We start from the raw sequence: 17,021 nt of genomic DNA on the forward strand, positions 1-17,021 counted from the left end.
TTAATGGATAAAGAATAAGTACCATTTATTTTTAATATATTGAAAATAAATGGTATTTAATGAGCAAACTAAGCTTTGTATTTGTAATTCTTTAAAAAACCGCTTAATAATTCAGAGTATAAAACCAGATTTTATAAAGAAATAAAATATATTCAATTTGAAGTACTTATAAATAAAATGCTGACGTAATTTATTTAAAGCTTGTTTTTTGAAAAGCTTATATTTTTTTAGTTGTTCTATCGTCTTTGCTCAACATTAAAGCTGTCTCATATTTGGGCTGACCTCAGCCCATATATCAATCAATAGAAAATAGACATGAATGTAGGTTTTGAAATGAGTTATTCAACTTTTCTTGAGAAAATTTTAATCACATTCTGGATATGTTTTTTCATTGCATTTTTAGCAGCAGCAGGGTCCTGATTTTGTATGGCGAGTAAGATTTCCTGATGCTCAAGCTGGGATCGTAATGGCATATCTTCAGGCGTATATAAGGTACGCATACGGTTGAACAGTTCGGTATAGTGTTGTCCAAGTAAATATTTTAGGAAAAAAGCATAGGCATTGTTCTGACTTGCTTCAGCGATTCGGATATGGAACAACCGATCACCGATGTGATCATTAGAATGATCTAAATTGTCACGTACATTCATTAAAAATGCTTCTTTAATTTCATCCAATTGTTCTGCTGATCTATTTTTAGCTGCAAGTTCAGCCAAAAAAGGTTCAATATGCAAACGGGCTTCCAGGACTTCAAATGGTGTAATAATATCTTGTTCTTTTAAATGTGGCAGTAGTAATGGATGTATATTACTGTCAATTTCAGTTTGTGGCTCAGCAATATCTTGCTGATTTTTTAGCACATAAACGCCGCTTCCCAGTTTGACCTCGACTATTCCCCATACTTCCAAAGCAATAATAGCTTCACGAACTGAAGTTCGGCTAACACCAAGTTGCTGAGCCAGATCTCTTTCAGGCGGTAGTTTTGAACCAATCTGATATACACCATTTTTAATATCTTCTTGAATTTTATTTACAATATTTTGATAAAGACGTGTCTGCTGCATAAAAGTCAACTTTTTGTTTCAAATTGGTCTTGCCAAAAAATATTAAATCACTTAAATTGGCTAGACCAGATATCTGGTCTAGCCAATTTTGGCTTTGACCTTATTATAATGCAAAAACAAGGAAGAAGTATGAGATTAGCAAATAAAACTTGTGTAATCACAGCAGCTGCACAAGGAATTGGTCGAGCCACTGTATTGGCATTTGCCAAAGAAGGTGCCACGGTGATTGCAACAGATATTAATCTTGACCTCTTGCAAGAGCTTCAAAATGAAGCAGAAAACATTACGATCGAATATTTAGATGTAACAGATAAAGCTCAGATTCAGGCTTTTGCAGAAAAGCATTCTTCAGTAGATGTTTTGTTTAACTGTGCTGGCTGGGTTCCAGCTGGTTCAATTCTTGAGTGTGATGAAGCTCAGTGGCAGCGTGCATTTCAAATTAATGTGGACTCTATGTATCACATGATTCGTGCATTTTTACCATCAATGTTAAAAAACGGTAAAGCATCGATTATTAATATGTCATCAGCTGCATCTAGTATAAAAGGTGTTCCAAACCGTTTTTCTTATAGTGCGACTAAAGCTGCGGTTTTGGGTATGACCAAAGCAATTGCAGCGGATTATATTACTCAAGGTATCCGTTGTAATGCCATTTGCCCAGGTACGGTTGAGTCACCATCATTACATCAACGCATTGAAACTCAAGCCAAAGAGCAAAATAAGACAGTCGAAGAGGTCTATCAGCAATTTGTTGCCCGCCAGCCGATGGGACGTGTGGGTAAGACTGAAGAAATAGCAGCATTGGCACTTTATCTTGCAAGTGATGAATCTGCATTTACTACTGGTACGATCAATATGATTGATGGTGGTTGGTCTAACTGATTTTAGAAAATAAATTAAGGATAGCTTTATGAAATTATTACGTTTTGGCGAGAAAGGACAGGAAAAACCAGGTATCTTGGATCAGAATGGTCAAATCCGTGATTTATCCTCAGTTGTCAACGATATCAATGGCGCAGTATTGGCTAAGCAGCTGGATAAAATTAAAAATACTGATTTATCAACTTTGCCCGTAGTTGATGCGCAAACCCGTCTTGGTGCCTGTGTTGCAGAGATTGGCAAGTTTATTTGTATCGGTTTGAACTATTCGGATCACGCTGCAGAAACAGGTGCAGAAGTACCTGCTGAACCTGTTGTATTTAACAAATGGACCAGTGCAGTGGTTGGACCAAATGATGATGTTGAAATCCCGAAAAATTCTGAAAAGACAGACTGGGAAGTTGAGCTTGGAGTTGTCATCGGGAAAGATGGGCGCTATATCAGCAAAGAGCAAGCTATGGATTATGTTGCTGGATACTGTGTTATCAATGACGTATCAGAGCGTGCTTTACAGCTAGAGGGCACTGGGACATGGGATAAAGGAAAGGGCTGTGATACTTTTGGTCCAACCGGTCCTTGGCTGGTGACCAAAGATGAAATAGAAGATCCGCATAATTTAAATATCTGGTTAGAAGTGGATGGCCATCGTTACCAAAATGGTAATACCAGTACCATGATTTTTGATATTCCAACGATTGTAAGTTATCTCAGTCAATTTATGAGTTTACAAGCTGGTGACGTCATTTCTACAGGTACGCCGCCAGGAGTAGGTCTGGGACAAAAACCACCAGTTTATTTAAAGGCAGGACAAGTCATGCGTTTAGGGATTGATGGTTTAGGCGAGCAACAGCAAAAGGTTGTCGCAGCACAATAAAACATTTCCGATTTAACAGACAGATTTTATTTTCAAAGGCATTTATGCAATGTCTTTAGGGACACTTTGTCTTTGAAAATAGCCAAAATACAAGGATAGGGCTGAGATATGCTTAAAATTACAGACTTGGAAGTATTGGATATTCGCTTCCCGACTTCGCAGCAACTGGATGGTTCGGATGCCATGAATCCTGATCCAGATTACTCAGCTGCATACGTGATTTTAAAAACAGACAATGAAAAACTATCAGGTCATGGACTGACGTTTACGATTGGTCGTGGTAACGAAATATGCTGTGCAGCAATTGAAGCTATGCGTCATCTGGTAGTTGGACTGGATATTGACGAAGTCAAGCAAAATCCTGCACATATGTGGCGTCATTTGACATCGGATAGTCAGTTACGCTGGATTGGTCCAGATAAAGGTGCAATGCATTTGGCTACGGGTGCGGTAGTGAATGCGATTTGGGATCTATGGGCTAAAAGCGAGTCTAAACCAGTTTGGAAGCTGGTTGCAGATATGACCCCCGAACAAGTCGTAAGTTGTATAGATTTCAGATATTTAACAGATTGCATTACACCTGAAGAAGCATTGCAGATTTTAAAAAATAATGCAGCAGCTAAAGACCAGCGAGAGCAGGTTTTACTCAAAGAGGGGTATCCTTGTTATACCACTTCAGCAGGATGGCTTGGATATAGTGAAGAAAAACTGGCTCGCTTATGTCAGGAAGCCGTCGATGAAGGATTTAACTATATCAAGTTAAAAGTTGGTCGTGATCTGGAAGAGGATAAACGCCGTGTCAAAATTGCACGTGACATTATAGGTCCAGATCGTAACTTGATGATTGATGCCAACCAGATTTGGGAAAGAGATCAAGCTATTGCATGGGTGAATGAACTCGCATTTGCCAACCCCTGGTTCATTGAAGAACCAACGTCTCCTGATGATGTTGAAGCTCATAGAGCGATACGACAAGCAGTTAAGCCTATTCAGGTGGCGACAGGGGAAATGTGTCAAAACCGTATTATGTTCAAGCAGTTTATCATGCGTGAAGCCATAGATGTGGTGCAGATTGATGCATGCCGCATGGGAGGGATCAATGAAGTCCTTTGTGTATTACTTATGGCTGCCAAATATAAATTAAAAGTATGTCCACATGCTGGTGGTGTAGGGCTATGTGAATATGTTCAGCATCTATCCATGATTGATTACTTGTGGTTCTCAGCTTCAAAAGAAGGTCGTGTAACTGAATATGTGGATCATTTACATGAGCATTTTATAGAACCTTGCGTAATTGAAAATGCTGCCTATATGCCTCCCAAAATGCCTGGTTTTTCAATAGAAATGAAAGCAGCCTCAATCCAGCAATATTTATTCCGAAATGCAGGATAAATGCAATATTAAGCCGTTTTAGTGACTTAAAACGGCTCATATCAAAGGATAATTGATATGCAAACGATCAAGGAAATGACGCCAGAACAGCCACAATTAACAACATTGATGCGAAAAGTGAAGTTTCGTTTGTTGCCATTAATTGTATTGATGTTTGCTTTGGCAATGTTAGACCGCTCAAATGTCGGTTTCGTGAAGCACTATATAGAAGTTGATGCAGGAATCAGTGCGTCGGCATATGCACTTGGGGCAGGCATATTCTTTATTGGATATGCCCTGTTTGAAGTCCCAAGTAACATGATTTTGCATAAAGTGGGTGCGCGGTTGTGGTTAAGCAGAATCATGGTGACATGGGGATTAGTCTCGATTGCCATGATTTTCGTTCGTGACCCCATGAGTTTTTATATCCTGAGATTTCTGTTGGGGGCAGCAGAAGCAGGTTTTTCACCAGGCGTTATTCTTTTCTTAACTTATTGGTTTCCCAAAGCATATCGGGGACAGGCTTATGGTTGGTATTATCTCGGTGTACCTATTGCCTTAATGGTTGGCGGGCCATTTTCTGGATGGTTACTAGACTCTGGTTATACCTTCGGTTTCAAAAATTGGCAATGGATGTTCATTGTACAAGGTAGTTTGACCGTTTTTGTCGGTATCGTCGCCTTTTTTGTGTTGGTCAGTAAACCTGATCAGGCAAAGTGGCTGACAGCATATGAAAAGCAATTATTAAATCAGGCACTGGCAAAAGATCTATCTGCACAAGATCAAACTGATCACTCACCGCATCGTAATGTATTTAGAGACTGGCATGTTTGGCGGTTTGTCTTTATCTATTTCACCATTCAAATGAGTGTGTACGGTGTATTGTTTTACCTGCCGACGAAGTTGGCTGAACTCCTCAATACCCATGTCGGTTTAACTGTTGGATATTACAGCGCCATACCCTGGATTTGTACCTTGTTTTTATTGCCTGTGATTACCCGAATTGCTGATAAAAAAGCCAACTGGAACAGTATGGCGATATTGATGTTGTCATGTGCAGTTATCGGTATAGGGCTTTCTACCCAAATGACGCACATTTTTGGGTTTATGTTGATGATTTCACTAGCAGTTGTTGGTTTTATTGTTGTACAACCTTTGTTCTGGAATTTACCGACCCAGTATCTATCTGGTCGTGCTGCTGCAATTGGAACAGCACTTATTGGTTCTATAGGAAATCTGGGGGGCTTTGTTGCACCTAATTTAAAAAACTGGGTGGATCAAATGTGGAATAACGACATTGCAGGTTTAACTGTACTGGCAATCGTTGGTTTTATTGGTGTGGTCTTTTTATTTTTACTAAAGCGTGAACATCATATATCTGGCAAGCAATTAGCAAGGAGAGTTTAAGTGATTGATAGCCATGTGCATTTTTGGAGATATAACCCTGAAGAGTTTCCCTGGATTAAAGGCGATTTGAAAGCTATTGCCAAAGATATGTCGCCAAGCGATCTATGGGAAAGTTTACCTGAAAAGATTCAAGGTGTTATTGCTGTGCAGGCACGTCCTTGTCTTGAGGAAAATGACTATCTCCAAACACTGGCTAAACAGGATTCGCGTATTAAAGGAATCGTTGGGTGGTTTGATTTTGAACAGGATGCGGACTCTCAGCTTGAGCAATTCAAGAAATATCCTTTGATTAAAGGCTTTAGACATATGTTACAGGATGAAAAAAATCCAAGTGACTATATGTTGAATCATCAGAAATTTAATTTGGGTGTGAAAAAAATCCAGCAAAATGAATTGCTTTATGGTGTCTTGATTCATCAAAAAGACCTTGCAGCAGCAATTCAGTTCTGTAAACGGCACGATCAGTATGAATTGGTGATAGACCATTTGGTAAAACCAGTGATGTATTCCACTTCGGCATTTGCTAGCTGGAAGCAGTCAATACAAGCACTGGCCGCTATGCCACATGTAAATCTAAAGATTTCAGGCTTGGTGACTGAAGGTGGTATTGCGAGTCAAGCCAAAGACTTTCAGTCACATATCAATACAGTCATTGAATATTTTGGTGCTGAGAGATTGCTTTGGGGATCGGACTGGCCAGTGTCCTATGCTACCCATGATTATGCCACATTGATGCAGTTCTGGGATCAATGGACAGAAAACTGGTCTGATTCAGAACGTTTGCAGGTTGAAGTGGGAACACCTGCACGTTTGTACAAATTATGAATGAGATCTTGAATTAAGAAATGAAACTGGAGCATTGGATATGGATTTACATTTAAAAGATAAGGTTTTTATCGTGACTGGTGGTGGCGCTGGTATTGGTGGCGCAATAACACTTCGTCTGCTTGAAGAAGGTGCCAATGTCGCAATTTTTGGGCGTTCCAAGCTTGCGCAGGACTTTGTAGAAAAGCTTAAACAAAAACAAGCTCAATATTCTTTCCATCAGTTAGATCTGATGCAAGAAGAAGCCTGTCAGCAACAGGTTCAGGCAGTTGTTGAACGTTATGGACGTATAGATGGACTCGTGAATAATGCAGGTGTGAATGACAATGTTGGCTTGGAAGATAGTGTTGCTGCCTTTAAACAGTCTCTGGAAAAAAACCTGATCCATTATTTTGTCATGGCGCATTATTGCATTCCACATCTAAAACAGAGCCGTGGCAGTATCGTCAATATCGGTTCAAAAGTTGCCCTTACTGGTCAGGGGTATACCAGTGGATATGCAGCTTCAAATGGTGGACGTTTGGCTCTGACTCGTGAATGGGCAGCACAATATCGCAAAGATGGTATCCGTGTAAATGCAGTTTTGCCAGCAGAAGTGATGACACCTTTATATCAACGCTGGATCGATAGTTTTGATCATCCAGAGCAAAAGCTGGCACAAATTAGTCAAAACATTCCCCTAGGTCATCGTATGACCACTGTAGAGGAAATAGCTGATACCGCTGTTTTTCTACTCTCTGATGTTTCATCACATACAACAGGACAGCTCTTATTTGTCGATGGTGGGTATACCCATCTGGATCGGGCACTAGACTGATTTTCAAGTCGTCTTTTAAAGGAGAGCAGGGATGAAACGTTATTGTTTAGCACTCGACTTGATTAATGATGCAGAAAAAATCATGAAATATCAGCAGGTTCATCAAAGAATATGGCCTGAAATTGCGGAAAATATTCGACAGCGCGGTGTACTGGAGATGCAGATCTGGCAGATCGAAAACCGGCTGTTCATGGTTATGGATACACAAGATGACTATGACCCGCTCAAGGCTGAACAGATTGCACTGGATGAGCCTAAAAATCTGGAGTGGGAGCAGTTGATGTGGCAGTTTCAACAACCATTAAGCAGTGCCAAACAGGGTGAAAAATGGATTGAAATGCAGAAAATTTTCGATCTAAAACAACAAGATTAAGGCAGGGAAAGTCACAATGAAAGCAAAAATTACTGAACCACAATTCAGAATAGGATTTATGTTGGTCACTACATTATTTTTTATGTGGGGACTCTCTTATGGTTTGGTTGATGTGTTAAACAAGCATTTTCAGGAAGCATTACATATTACCAAAGCTCAGTCGGGGCTTATTCAAGCTGCCTATTTTGGCGCTTATTTTGTAGTTGCCTTGCCAGCGGGACTATTTATTAACAAAAAGGGCTATAAGGCAGGAATTATTCTTGGATTGTCACTTTATGCGATAGGTGCATTACTTTTTGTACCTGCTGCAAATGCAATGACATTTGGCTTTTTTCTATTGGCGCTTTTTGTACTGGCATTAGGTCTGGGATGCCTGGAAACAGCTGCAAATCCTTATTCATCTGCTTTGGGTGATCCATCGACGGCCGAACAACGTTTAAATTTATCGCAATCATTTAACGGGCTTGGACAGTTTTTTGGTCCATTGATTGGCGGTTTATTTTTCTTTAATGAAGCATCTAAGCAAGGAGATACCGGGTTAGGTGCAGTCACATACACGTATGTTGGGATTGCTGTTATTGTTGTAATTCTAATTGCCTTATTTGCCAAAACAAAACTTCCCGATTTACGTGAAAATGAAGCAAAGCTCGACGCTGAAAATGCGAAAACCAATTCTGCATCTCTATGGTCGCATTCAGAGTTTAAATTTGGTGTGTTAACCCAATTGGTTTATGTCGCAGCACAGGTTGGTGTCGGTGCGTTCTTTATCAATCTGGTTGTAGAAACATGGCCAGAAAGCAGCAGTCAGACAGGGGCGTATTTTCTTTCTATCGCAATGCTGGCTTTTTTGATTGGTCGTTTTGTCAGCACAGGGATTATGTCGAAAGTATCAGCATCTACCTTGCTGATGATCTATGCAATTATCAATACTATTTTGTGTCTGATCATTTTATCTGGAATGCAATATATCTCAGTGATTGCCGCAATTTCAGTGTTCTTCTTCATGTCAATTATGTTCCCAACCATTTTTGCTATGGGCGTTAAAAATCTGGGTTCAAAAACTAAAATTGGTAGTTCATTCATGATCATGGCAATCGTAGGTGGTGCAATCATGCCATTTTTCATGGGCAAAATAGCGGATCACTTTGGTACGCATAACGCTTATATCCTTCCTCTCGTATGCTTTATTGTTGTTATTTTTTATGCACTTAGTTATAGAAAAATGACAGCAAAACATATCGTGGAATAAATAGTTTAGGAAATTTTGAATTTTATAAAACAAGGATGAATTGATGGAACAATTAAAGCATAAACGTTTAAGCCTAAGGTCAGCAGTATTCATGACATTATTGGGCGGTATAAGCAGTTCTATTTTTGCTGCAGATGCATTTGAGCGAAGCAGTCCATGGATGTTTGGAGACTGGAATGGTAAAAGGACTGAACTAAAGAATCTTGGATATGATTTTACTGTTGCCTATACAGGTGAGTTTGCAGGTGTTATGGATGCAGACCGTAAAGGCAAAGGAAGTGCCTATGCCGATCAGTGGACATTTGGTAGTCATTTCGATTTGAATAAAATATTCGGCTGGCAAGATACTGAAGCCCTGATTACGATTACACATCGCGGTGGTCAATCTCTAAATAATGAATCAGATGCTATGGCTCCACAATTCAACCAGACACAAGAGGTGTATGGTCGTGGGCAGACATGGCGACTAACTGACCTATGGATCAAAAAGAAATTTTTAGATCAAAAACTTGATATAAAGCTGGGACGTTTTGGAGTCGGTGAAGATTTTGCAGGGTTTGACTGTGAATTTCAAAATTTGGCGTTGTGTGGCGGGCAGGCTGGTAACTGGGCTGGTGATCAGTGGTATAACGGTCCTGTTAGTCAATGGGCAGCACGTGTGAAGTACAATGTCCAACCTGAACTATTTACCCAGATTGGTGTCTATGAACGGAACACTGTAAATGCAAATGCGACATCAGCGAGCGATGGTTTTAACTTGAGTACAGATGGTTCAGATGGAGCAGTGATTCCAGTTGAAATTGTGTGGCAGCCAAAATCGTTATCAAGTCACTTGCCATTACCAGGTGAATATCGTGCAGGATATTTATTCAGTACTGTAGATAGCCAGAACGTAAAAGTTGATTATACAGAGCCTTATATTTCAGCTGATTTTGATGCAAATCATCATAAATGGGCAGTCTGGCTCTCTGGTAAACAACAGATTACTACACATAATGGCGATGCTTCTCGCGGTTTGACCATAATGGGACAAGCAACTTTTTATGATAATAAGACCAGTACATATTCAGATGCTGAAAACTTGGCTGTAGTTTATACGGGTGCATTTGATGCACGTCCAAAAGATGAAATCGGTATTGGTCTAGCCCGAATTGCAGTCAATACAGATGCCGTAAATTTTAGAGGCACTGTCAATGATCGTGGTTTTAATGATGAATTAGATGCTGAAATTTATTATGGATTAAAAGCAACGAACTGGCTAACCATACGTCCGAATATTCAATATGTTAAAAATATCGGTGCCAATAAAGCCTATGGTGATGCCTGGGTGGGTGGTGTCAAATTTAACATGAATTTTTAATGGCTTAACTAACGATACTGATTAAAAGAAATAAGAACATCAGTTTTCAATACTGGGGTATGGGCAAAAGCTGAATAAATGCCCCGGTATGAGAATGTAGACGATAAATAATCCTAAATACCGATAAGAATATATTCATTATCACGCTGTTTTCAAACGTGATATGGAGGAAATATGAAACTCAGAAAACTAACATTATCAATCACATTACTATTGAATATCAGTTTACTTTCAGCATGTAATGAGTCAGCAGATAGTCATGACTCTACAGCAGCTGTTTATTCAAACTCTGGTTATTTGGCAAATAACACTATCCATGCAACAAATCTCTCTCAAAGTATGCTTGCGGTTTCGACTACTGCTGAAAATAGACCAGATGCATTTACAGTAAATGAGCTAAAAAAAGATATTTATAACGGTATTTTTACTGGTAATGGATTGGTAGGTACGATGACTTATTTGTCCAGTGACAGTCCATCATCTGTACGTATAGATCTAGGAAGAACTGATTTATATGATCACCGGACTAAAGATGGAACATATGTATTTCCTGATACGCTTTTTTTACAAAGCCGTTTTCCTTTGGGACACTTTGAGCTTAATTTAGGCAGTACTATTACAACTGCATCAGGAAAGATGGACCTTTATACGGCACTGGCAACAGCGAGTGTAAATATTGAAAATAGCCAACAGTTTAAGGTTCAAACCAGAACACTTGCTGATGAAGACATTGTAATTATTGAAATCGAAGGGAATACTGCACCAGTTCAAGCAGCAAATATTAAGTGGATTACCGAGCCCTCTGTAAGTCCAAGACAAAAAACTTCAGGCACGATTGCTGGCTATCAGGGCAATGCCGATGTGCAATATTCAACTTCAGGAAATAATTCGATTTACAGTATTGCCATGTTGGCTGGTGGAGGATATGGTTTAGGTTATAAAACAATTACCCAAGGGAATAAAACCACAATTATTGCGACAACTTATTATTCACGTGAAGATAGCAATGTTTCCGAAAAAATTAATCAAACATTAGAGCATTTTGATCTGGCAGACTTAAATAATAAAATCAAGATGCATGAAAAACATTGGCATGATTTTTATCAAAAATCAGTATATAGAATGCCTGATCCAAAACTACAAGCATTTTATAATATGCAGCTTTACAAATTTGGCAGTAGTAGCAGAGAAGGTGGCTCGGCAATTGATTTACAAGGACCTTGGGCAGTTAATAAAACGCCATGGCCAGGTTATTGGTTCAATCTAAACATGCAATTGACCTATTCTCCACTGTATGCTGCAAATCATCTGGAATTGGCAAAGACATTGGTCAATGTCATTGATAAAAATAAACAGAATCTAATCAACAATGTCCCTGAACAATATCAAAATGACTCTGCCGCAATCGGGCGTACCTCAGGAGCTGATCTGATTAGCCCTGTATTACTTTCTACTGAAACTGATGGACAGTATGCAAATAATAATGCTCAATCCGAGCTAGGCAATTTAACCTGGCTTTTATATTACTATTATCAGCATTATAGATATTCAATGGATGCCAATATAGGAAATAACCTGTTTGATATATTGAAAAGGAGTGTGCAATATCAGCTACATTTACTCAAAAAGAATACAAATGGCAAATACGAATTTGCGGTGAAAACGTATTCGCCTGAATACCCAAATGCTTATGATTATAATACCAATTATGATTTGGCTATTTTAAAGTGGGGATTGAATGCACTGATTTCTTTGAATTCCGAGCTGAAAAAAAATGATGTGTCTTTAGCTAAATGGAAAGATGTCGCCAATAATCTGATTGATTTCCCGCAAGATGCGACTGGTTTTAAGATATCTTCAAATATTGCTTATACCCAGTCGCATCGTCATTATTCACATTTGATGATGATTTATCCATTTTATCAGGTTAACTGGGATCAACAAGAAAATAGGAATTTGATCCAGACTTCTATCAATACATGGCAAAGTAAAACTTCGGCACTGCAAGGATATTCGTTTACAGGAAATGCATCCATGCAGGCAATGATGGGGAATGGCGACAAAGCACTTCAAGCACTTCAAACATTGTTGAATACTTATGTAAAACCGAACACGCTTTATGCTGAAACAGGCCCTGTTATAGAAACTCCTTTTTCAGCAATGACTAGTTTACAGGAATTAAGTTTACAGTATTGGGATGGTATAGTGCGGGTGTTCCCTGCAATCCCAAGTCAATGGAAAGACTTGTCTTTTGATAATTTTAGAACAGATGGAGCCTTTTTGATTTCAGCTAAACGTGTGGCTGGGATAAATAGCAGTATTACAATAAAAAGTGAAGCTGGCGGGACAATCAAAATTAAACCGAATCTGGGGGATAAGGTTTTTTCACCACAAAAAGAGTTACCAGCGGCTGATCGCGGTGTTTATACCTTGAGCATGCAAAAGGGAGAAATACTTGAATTGAAAAATGGAGGCTGATCAGTTCAGCTAAAATTCAGGATAAGCCTTTTTTATTTTTATAGGATAAATGAGGCTGTATCCCTTGATCATCCAAAATAGGGTATTTCATATTGTATTCATGATTTGTAATCTGAAAATAACACAGATAATTCGCTATTTTTTTTAGTTATTGTTTATAAAAAATATAATAATGCAAGGGTATAAGATGATGGATATGGTTAAGAAGTTAATCAACTTTTAAGTTAAGCTTATCTTATTTAAATATTTGGATAAAAAAATAGAAAACGTAAAATTTGTAAAAGTTAATTTTAAATAACTGAAAAATATTATTTCATATTAGAACTGGATATCTCCTTTGAATTGGCAATACATCGAAAGTGTCATTCCGCAGTTTATTTCTGCGATCATCATGACCTTAAAAATTTCTGTGATCAGTATTTTTTTAGCGATTGTTGTAGGTTTGATTTGTAGCATCATCATTACATACAAGGTCAGATTTTTTAAAACAATCGCCAATATCTACATTGAAATCTCTCGCAATACTCCTCTACTCATACAGCTTTTTTTCTTGTACTACGGTTTACCTAGACTTGGGGTCAAACTGGATGGTTTTACCTGTGGTGTACTCGGGTTGACCTTTTTGGGAGGCAGCTATATGGCTGAGGCTTTCCGGGCAGGGCTTCAGTCTGTGCAAAAAGGGCAGATCGATTCAGCAAAAAGTATCGGACTTAATCACTACCAGATTTTCAAATTTGTTATTTTCCCTCAGGCATTGGCAGTATCTATACCTGCCATCGGGGCAAACTGCTTATTTTTGATTAAAGAAAGCTCGGTGGTGAGTGCCATTGCTATTGCTGAACTGTTATTTGTGACCAAAGACTTGATCGGAATGGATTATAAAACGACAGAGGCGTTATTTTTACTGATTGTTTCTTATTTTATTATTTTATTACCTGTTTCTATTATCAGCAGTTTACTTGAATATCGTAGTCGTAAGGTGAGTCATGGGATTTGAATATTTATTTCAACCAAGCCATCTTGAACGGCTTATGTATGGTTTGTGGATTACTGCAAAAATTGCGTTCATTTCAGTTTTTTTCTCGGCAATATTAGGCACGATTTTAGGTGTCATCATGACATCAAAAAATATCTTGGTAAAAAGCCTATGCCGAATCTATCTGGAAGCGATTCGTATTATTCCCATTCTGGTATTACTGTTTGTTTTCTATTTTGGTTTTGCGACATGGTTTAACTGGCAATTGTCCGCTGAACTGGTGTGTATCGTAGTGTTCGTACTCTGGGGCACGGCTGAAATGGGGGATTTGGTTCGGGCTGCCATTAGTTCGATTGATCGTCATCAACGTGAGTCGGCTTATGCTTTGGGACTTAGTGCGAATCAAGCTTTATTTTTTGTGATTTTTCCACAAAGTTTAAAGCGAGTGACACCAGGTGCAATCAACTTGTTTACCCGTATGGTTAAAACCAGCTCACTTGCCATGCTGATCGGCGTGGTTGAAGTGATCAAGGTGGGACAACAGATCATTGAAAACTCTTTATTGACGGTACCCGATGCATCACTCTGGATCTATGGATTTATTTTTATCTTGTATTTTTTACTGTGCTATCCCTTGTCCTTGTTATCAGCATATCTAGAAAAAATTTGGGAGTAATTATGTCTTTGTTATCTATACAACATTTACAGAAATCTTTTGCACAAAGTCATATTTTACGTGGCATAGATTTAGAGGTAGAACAGGGAGAGGTTGTTGTTATTTTAGGGCCTTCAGGTTGTGGGAAAAGTACACTGCTGCGTTGTATCAATGGACTCGAGCCTATTCAGAGTGGACAAATATCCCTAAGTGGTACTGGTGTGTTAGGACAGGATATTTCATGGATTAAAGCCCGTCAAAAAATCGGCATGGTATTTCAAAATTATGAATTATTCGGTCATATGAACGTGATTGATAACATTTTATTGGGACCGATACAGGTACAAAAAAGGCAGCGTGCAGAAGCTGAAAAGGTTGCAGATGAGTTATTAAAGAGGGTCGGGCTTTTAGACCGGAAACATGATTATCCTCGCCAACTCTCTGGAGGACAAAAACAACGTATTGCGATCGTTCGTTCTCTGGTCATGCAACCCAAAGTTATTTTGCTTGATGAAATTACTGCGGCATTAGATCCAGAAATGGTGAGGGAAGTTTTAGATGTCGTATTAGGTTTGGCTAAAGAGGGGATGACCATGTTGATTGTGACACATGAGATGTCTTTTGCGCGCAAGGTTGCAGATCGCATTATATTTATGGATCAGGGAAAAATTATAGAACAGGCAACACCAGAACAATTTTTTGAACAACCACAAACTGAACGTGCAAAAGCATTTTTAAACATTTTGAATTATTAAGAGACAGAGAAATAACATTATGAATCACGTGATAAAAATAACAGGTAGTGTACTCGTCAGCTTGTTACTTACGGCATGTCAGAAAGCACCTGATACAGCTTCACCTGCATCATCAACTGAAGATCAATCTCTTGAGCAAGTTAAAAAAAATGGTGTTCTTCGTGTTGCTGTATTTGCAGATAACCCGCCGTTTGGTTATATCGACAGTGCAGGGAAAAATCAGGGCTTTGATATTGCCCTGGCAAAACAGGTGACTCAAGATTTGTTAGGGGATGAAAGTAAAGTTGAATTTGTAGTGACAGAAGCTGCAAATCGGGTGGAATTTTTAAAATCAAACAAAGTGGATGTTGTCTTTGCCAGTTTTTCTGTTACACCTGAGCGCCAGCAAGTTGTTGACTTTGCCGAGCCTTATCTTAAAGCTGCACTTGGTATAGCATCACCAAAATCACATGAAATTACTGATATTAATCAGTTAAATGGTAAGACCTTGATTGTCAATAAAGGTTCAAGTTCAGATAGTTATTTTTCAAAAAATTATCCAAAAATTAAACTATTAAAGTTTGAGCAAAATACTGACGCGTTCAATGCACTCAAGGATGGTCGTGGTGATGCGATTTCTCAAGACAGCACTTACGCATTGGCTTGGGCAGCACAAAATCCGCAGTTTACCGTAGGTATTCAAAAAATTGGTAATGAAGATTTTATTGCTCCTGCGGTAAAAAAGGGCAATAGCCAACTTCTACATTGGTTAAATCATGAAATTATTCAGTTAAGAGATTCTGGAAAAATCAAGGCTATCTATAACCAGACATTACAGCCGATCTATGGAAAAGCGGTAGATGCCAGTATTTTCCTGGATGTTCAACCTAAAAAATAACCCGTTTCAATTTTACATTCAAATGATAGTAAACATAAAAGGTGAAATGAAAAATGATAAGTTTTAACAATATTAAGTATGTACTCGCAGCATCCATTCTAAGTTTAGGGCTCTCCGGATGCAGTAAAAATACTGAAAATAAAGATACGGCTCAAACGGATACTACTGCCACATCAAGTATTGAGCAGATCAAGAAAAATGGTGTCGTCCGTATTGGTGTATTTAGTGATAAGCCACCATTTGGTTATCTGGATGCAGAAGGTAAAAATCAAGGCTTTGATGTGGAAATTGCCAAACATGTGGCAAAAGATTTATTAGGGGATGAAAATAAAGTCCAGTTTGTATTAACTGAAGCAGCGAATCGTGTTGAGTATTTAAAATCCAATAAAGTAGATATTATTTTTGCCAACTTTACAGTTACACCTGAACGTAAAGAGGTCGTTGACTTCGCCAAGCCTTATTTAAAAGTGGCATTAGGTGTAGTTTCACCTAAAGATCATCCAGTTACTGATATTTCTCAATTGAAAGATAAAGTTTTATTGGTCAATAAAGGTACTACAGCTGACTCATATTTTACTAAACAATATCCTGATATTAAGCTGCAAAAGTATGAACAAAATACTGAAACTTTTGCTGCATTAAAAGATGGTCGTGGTGCAGCATTGGCACATGATAATTTACTGGTTTTAGCATGGGCAAAAGAAAATCCAGACTATAGTGTGGGAATTACTACACTTGGTGAGCATGACTTGATTGCACCAGCAGTGAAAAAAGGTGATAAAGAGCTTTTGGATTGGTTAAATAAAGATCTTGAAAAACTTGGAAAAGAAGGAGTTATTCATCAGGCTTATGAAAAAACTCTAAAACCTGTTTATGGAGATACAATCCCTGCAAAAGACTTGATTGTGGAATAAAGCTGTTTATTCCTATTGACCTTGTAGGATCATACAAGGTCAATAATCTAAAATGCTAATCCAAGAATTATAGAAAACAAAAAAGATTAATTAAAAGAAAAACTGCCAAAAACGTCATAAGCTATAAAATTGTCATGTATCTAGGCT

At 38.4% G+C, this 17,021-nt stretch carries 16 protein-coding genes; 15 read left to right on the plus strand and 1 reads right to left on the minus strand.

Going from position 1 to position 17,021, the window contains the following annotated elements; all coding sequences use genetic code 11:
• Positions 1 to 338 precede the first annotated feature (338 nt).
• On the minus strand, positions 339 to 1,064 hold the full coding sequence (locus KPC_RS09465) for a FadR/GntR family transcriptional regulator (RefSeq protein ID WP_121974132.1): 726 nt from the start codon (positions 1,062 to 1,064) through the stop codon (positions 339 to 341).
• A 129-nt stretch (positions 1,065 to 1,193) separates the two neighbouring features.
• On the opposite strand from KPC_RS09465, the gene KPC_RS09470 reads away from it, so the two are divergent.
• The 15 genes from KPC_RS09470 to KPC_RS09540 all read left to right on the plus strand — a co-directional run bounded on the left by KPC_RS09470 (position 1,194) and on the right by KPC_RS09540 (position 16,874).
• Positions 1,194 to 1,946 carry an SDR family oxidoreductase gene (locus tag KPC_RS09470; protein ID WP_121974133.1) on the plus strand — a complete coding sequence of 251 codons (753 nt, stop codon included), beginning with the start codon at positions 1,194 to 1,196 and terminating at the stop codon, positions 1,944 to 1,946.
• Positions 1,947 to 1,974: 28 nt separating this feature from the next.
• Positions 1,975 to 2,817 (plus strand): fumarylacetoacetate hydrolase family protein, encoded by an 843-nt coding sequence (locus tag KPC_RS09475; protein ID WP_121974134.1) that lies wholly within the window; start codon positions 1,975 to 1,977, stop codon positions 2,815 to 2,817.
• A 108-nt stretch (positions 2,818 to 2,925) separates the two neighbouring features.
• On the plus strand, positions 2,926 to 4,209 hold the full coding sequence (locus KPC_RS09480) for an L-fuconate dehydratase (RefSeq protein WP_121974135.1): 1,284 nt from the start codon (positions 2,926 to 2,928) through the stop codon (positions 4,207 to 4,209).
• Positions 4,210 to 4,266: 57 nt separating this feature from the next.
• Positions 4,267 to 5,595: an MFS transporter gene (locus KPC_RS09485; protein WP_228212212.1), complete on the plus strand. Its 1,329-nt coding sequence runs from the start codon at positions 4,267 to 4,269 to the stop codon at positions 5,593 to 5,595.
• Complete coding sequence (locus KPC_RS09490; RefSeq protein WP_121974136.1) at positions 5,596 to 6,420, plus strand: amidohydrolase family protein; 825 nt, start codon at positions 5,596 to 5,598, stop codon at positions 6,418 to 6,420. It begins immediately after the preceding gene.
• A 40-nt stretch (positions 6,421 to 6,460) separates the two neighbouring features.
• Entirely contained in the window at positions 6,461 to 7,237 is a 777-nt protein-coding gene (locus KPC_RS09495) for an SDR family oxidoreductase (RefSeq protein WP_121974137.1), read from the plus strand.
• A gap of 31 nt (positions 7,238 to 7,268) precedes the next feature.
• On the plus strand, positions 7,269 to 7,610 hold the full coding sequence (locus tag KPC_RS09500) for an L-rhamnose mutarotase (protein WP_121974138.1): 342 nt from the start codon (positions 7,269 to 7,271) through the stop codon (positions 7,608 to 7,610).
• Between the two features lie 16 nt (positions 7,611 to 7,626).
• Positions 7,627 to 8,859 (plus strand): L-fucose:H+ symporter permease, encoded by a 1,233-nt coding sequence (gene fucP, locus KPC_RS09505; protein ID WP_121974139.1) that lies wholly within the window; start codon positions 7,627 to 7,629, stop codon positions 8,857 to 8,859.
• A gap of 91 nt (positions 8,860 to 8,950) precedes the next feature.
• A complete protein-coding gene (locus KPC_RS09510; protein ID WP_228212214.1) occupies positions 8,951 to 10,219 on the plus strand; it encodes a carbohydrate porin in 1,269 nt (422 codons plus the stop codon).
• A 174-nt stretch (positions 10,220 to 10,393) separates the two neighbouring features.
• A complete protein-coding gene (locus tag KPC_RS09515; protein ID WP_121974141.1) occupies positions 10,394 to 12,697 on the plus strand; it encodes a glycosyl hydrolase family 95 catalytic domain-containing protein in 2,304 nt (767 codons plus the stop codon).
• Between the two features lie 337 nt (positions 12,698 to 13,034).
• A complete protein-coding gene (locus tag KPC_RS09520) occupies positions 13,035 to 13,694 on the plus strand; it encodes an amino acid ABC transporter permease (RefSeq protein ID WP_121974142.1) in 660 nt (219 codons plus the stop codon).
• Positions 13,684 to 14,349, plus strand: a complete 666-nt coding sequence (locus tag KPC_RS09525) for an amino acid ABC transporter permease (RefSeq protein ID WP_121974143.1) — start codon at positions 13,684 to 13,686, stop codon at positions 14,347 to 14,349. Before KPC_RS09520 ends, KPC_RS09525 begins: the two co-directional genes overlap by 11 nt.
• Before the next feature lie 2 nt (positions 14,350 to 14,351).
• A complete protein-coding gene (locus tag KPC_RS09530; RefSeq protein ID WP_121974144.1) occupies positions 14,352 to 15,083 on the plus strand; it encodes an amino acid ABC transporter ATP-binding protein in 732 nt (243 codons plus the stop codon).
• A gap of 19 nt (positions 15,084 to 15,102) precedes the next feature.
• Positions 15,103 to 15,960 carry a transporter substrate-binding domain-containing protein gene (locus KPC_RS09535; protein WP_121974145.1) on the plus strand — a complete coding sequence of 286 codons (858 nt, stop codon included), beginning with the start codon at positions 15,103 to 15,105 and terminating at the stop codon, positions 15,958 to 15,960.
• A gap of 53 nt (positions 15,961 to 16,013) precedes the next feature.
• Complete coding sequence (locus KPC_RS09540) at positions 16,014 to 16,874, plus strand: cysteine ABC transporter substrate-binding protein (RefSeq protein WP_121974146.1); 861 nt, start codon at positions 16,014 to 16,016, stop codon at positions 16,872 to 16,874.
• Positions 16,875 to 17,021 lie beyond the last annotated feature (147 nt).

The organism is Acinetobacter stercoris, assembly GCF_900323515.1.
Taxonomy (GTDB): domain Bacteria; phylum Pseudomonadota; class Gammaproteobacteria; order Pseudomonadales; family Moraxellaceae; genus Acinetobacter; species Acinetobacter stercoris.

What these genes read in the sequence shown, in the direction of transcription:
- KPC_RS09530 (WP_121974144.1), top strand. Translation starts at nt 14,352, where the DNA reads ATGTCTTTGTTATCTATACAACATTTACAGAAATCTTTTGCACAAAGT.
- KPC_RS09535 (WP_121974145.1), top strand. Translation starts at nt 15,103, where the DNA reads ATGAATCACGTGATAAAAATAACAGGTAGTGTACTCGTCAGCTTGTTA.
- KPC_RS09475 (WP_121974134.1), top strand. Translation starts at nt 1,975, where the DNA reads ATGAAATTATTACGTTTTGGCGAGAAAGGACAGGAAAAACCAGGTATC.
- KPC_RS09485 (WP_228212212.1), top strand. Translation starts at nt 4,267, where the DNA reads ATGCAAACGATCAAGGAAATGACGCCAGAACAGCCACAATTAACAACA.
- KPC_RS09480 (WP_121974135.1), top strand. Translation starts at nt 2,926, where the DNA reads ATGCTTAAAATTACAGACTTGGAAGTATTGGATATTCGCTTCCCGACT.
- fucP (WP_121974139.1), top strand. Translation starts at nt 7,627, where the DNA reads ATGAAAGCAAAAATTACTGAACCACAATTCAGAATAGGATTTATGTTG.
- KPC_RS09525 (WP_121974143.1), top strand. Translation starts at nt 13,684, where the DNA reads ATGGGATTTGAATATTTATTTCAACCAAGCCATCTTGAACGGCTTATG.
- KPC_RS09495 (WP_121974137.1), top strand. Translation starts at nt 6,461, where the DNA reads ATGGATTTACATTTAAAAGATAAGGTTTTTATCGTGACTGGTGGTGGC.
- KPC_RS09465 (WP_121974132.1), bottom strand. Translation starts at nt 1,064, where the DNA reads ATGCAGCAGACACGTCTTTATCAAAATATTGTAAATAAAATTCAAGAA.
- KPC_RS09510 (WP_228212214.1), top strand. Translation starts at nt 8,951, where the DNA reads ATGACATTATTGGGCGGTATAAGCAGTTCTATTTTTGCTGCAGATGCA.
- KPC_RS09470 (WP_121974133.1), top strand. Translation starts at nt 1,194, where the DNA reads ATGAGATTAGCAAATAAAACTTGTGTAATCACAGCAGCTGCACAAGGA.
- KPC_RS09500 (WP_121974138.1), top strand. Translation starts at nt 7,269, where the DNA reads ATGAAACGTTATTGTTTAGCACTCGACTTGATTAATGATGCAGAAAAA.
- KPC_RS09540 (WP_121974146.1), top strand. Translation starts at nt 16,014, where the DNA reads ATGATAAGTTTTAACAATATTAAGTATGTACTCGCAGCATCCATTCTA.
- KPC_RS09515 (WP_121974141.1), top strand. Translation starts at nt 10,394, where the DNA reads ATGAAACTCAGAAAACTAACATTATCAATCACATTACTATTGAATATC.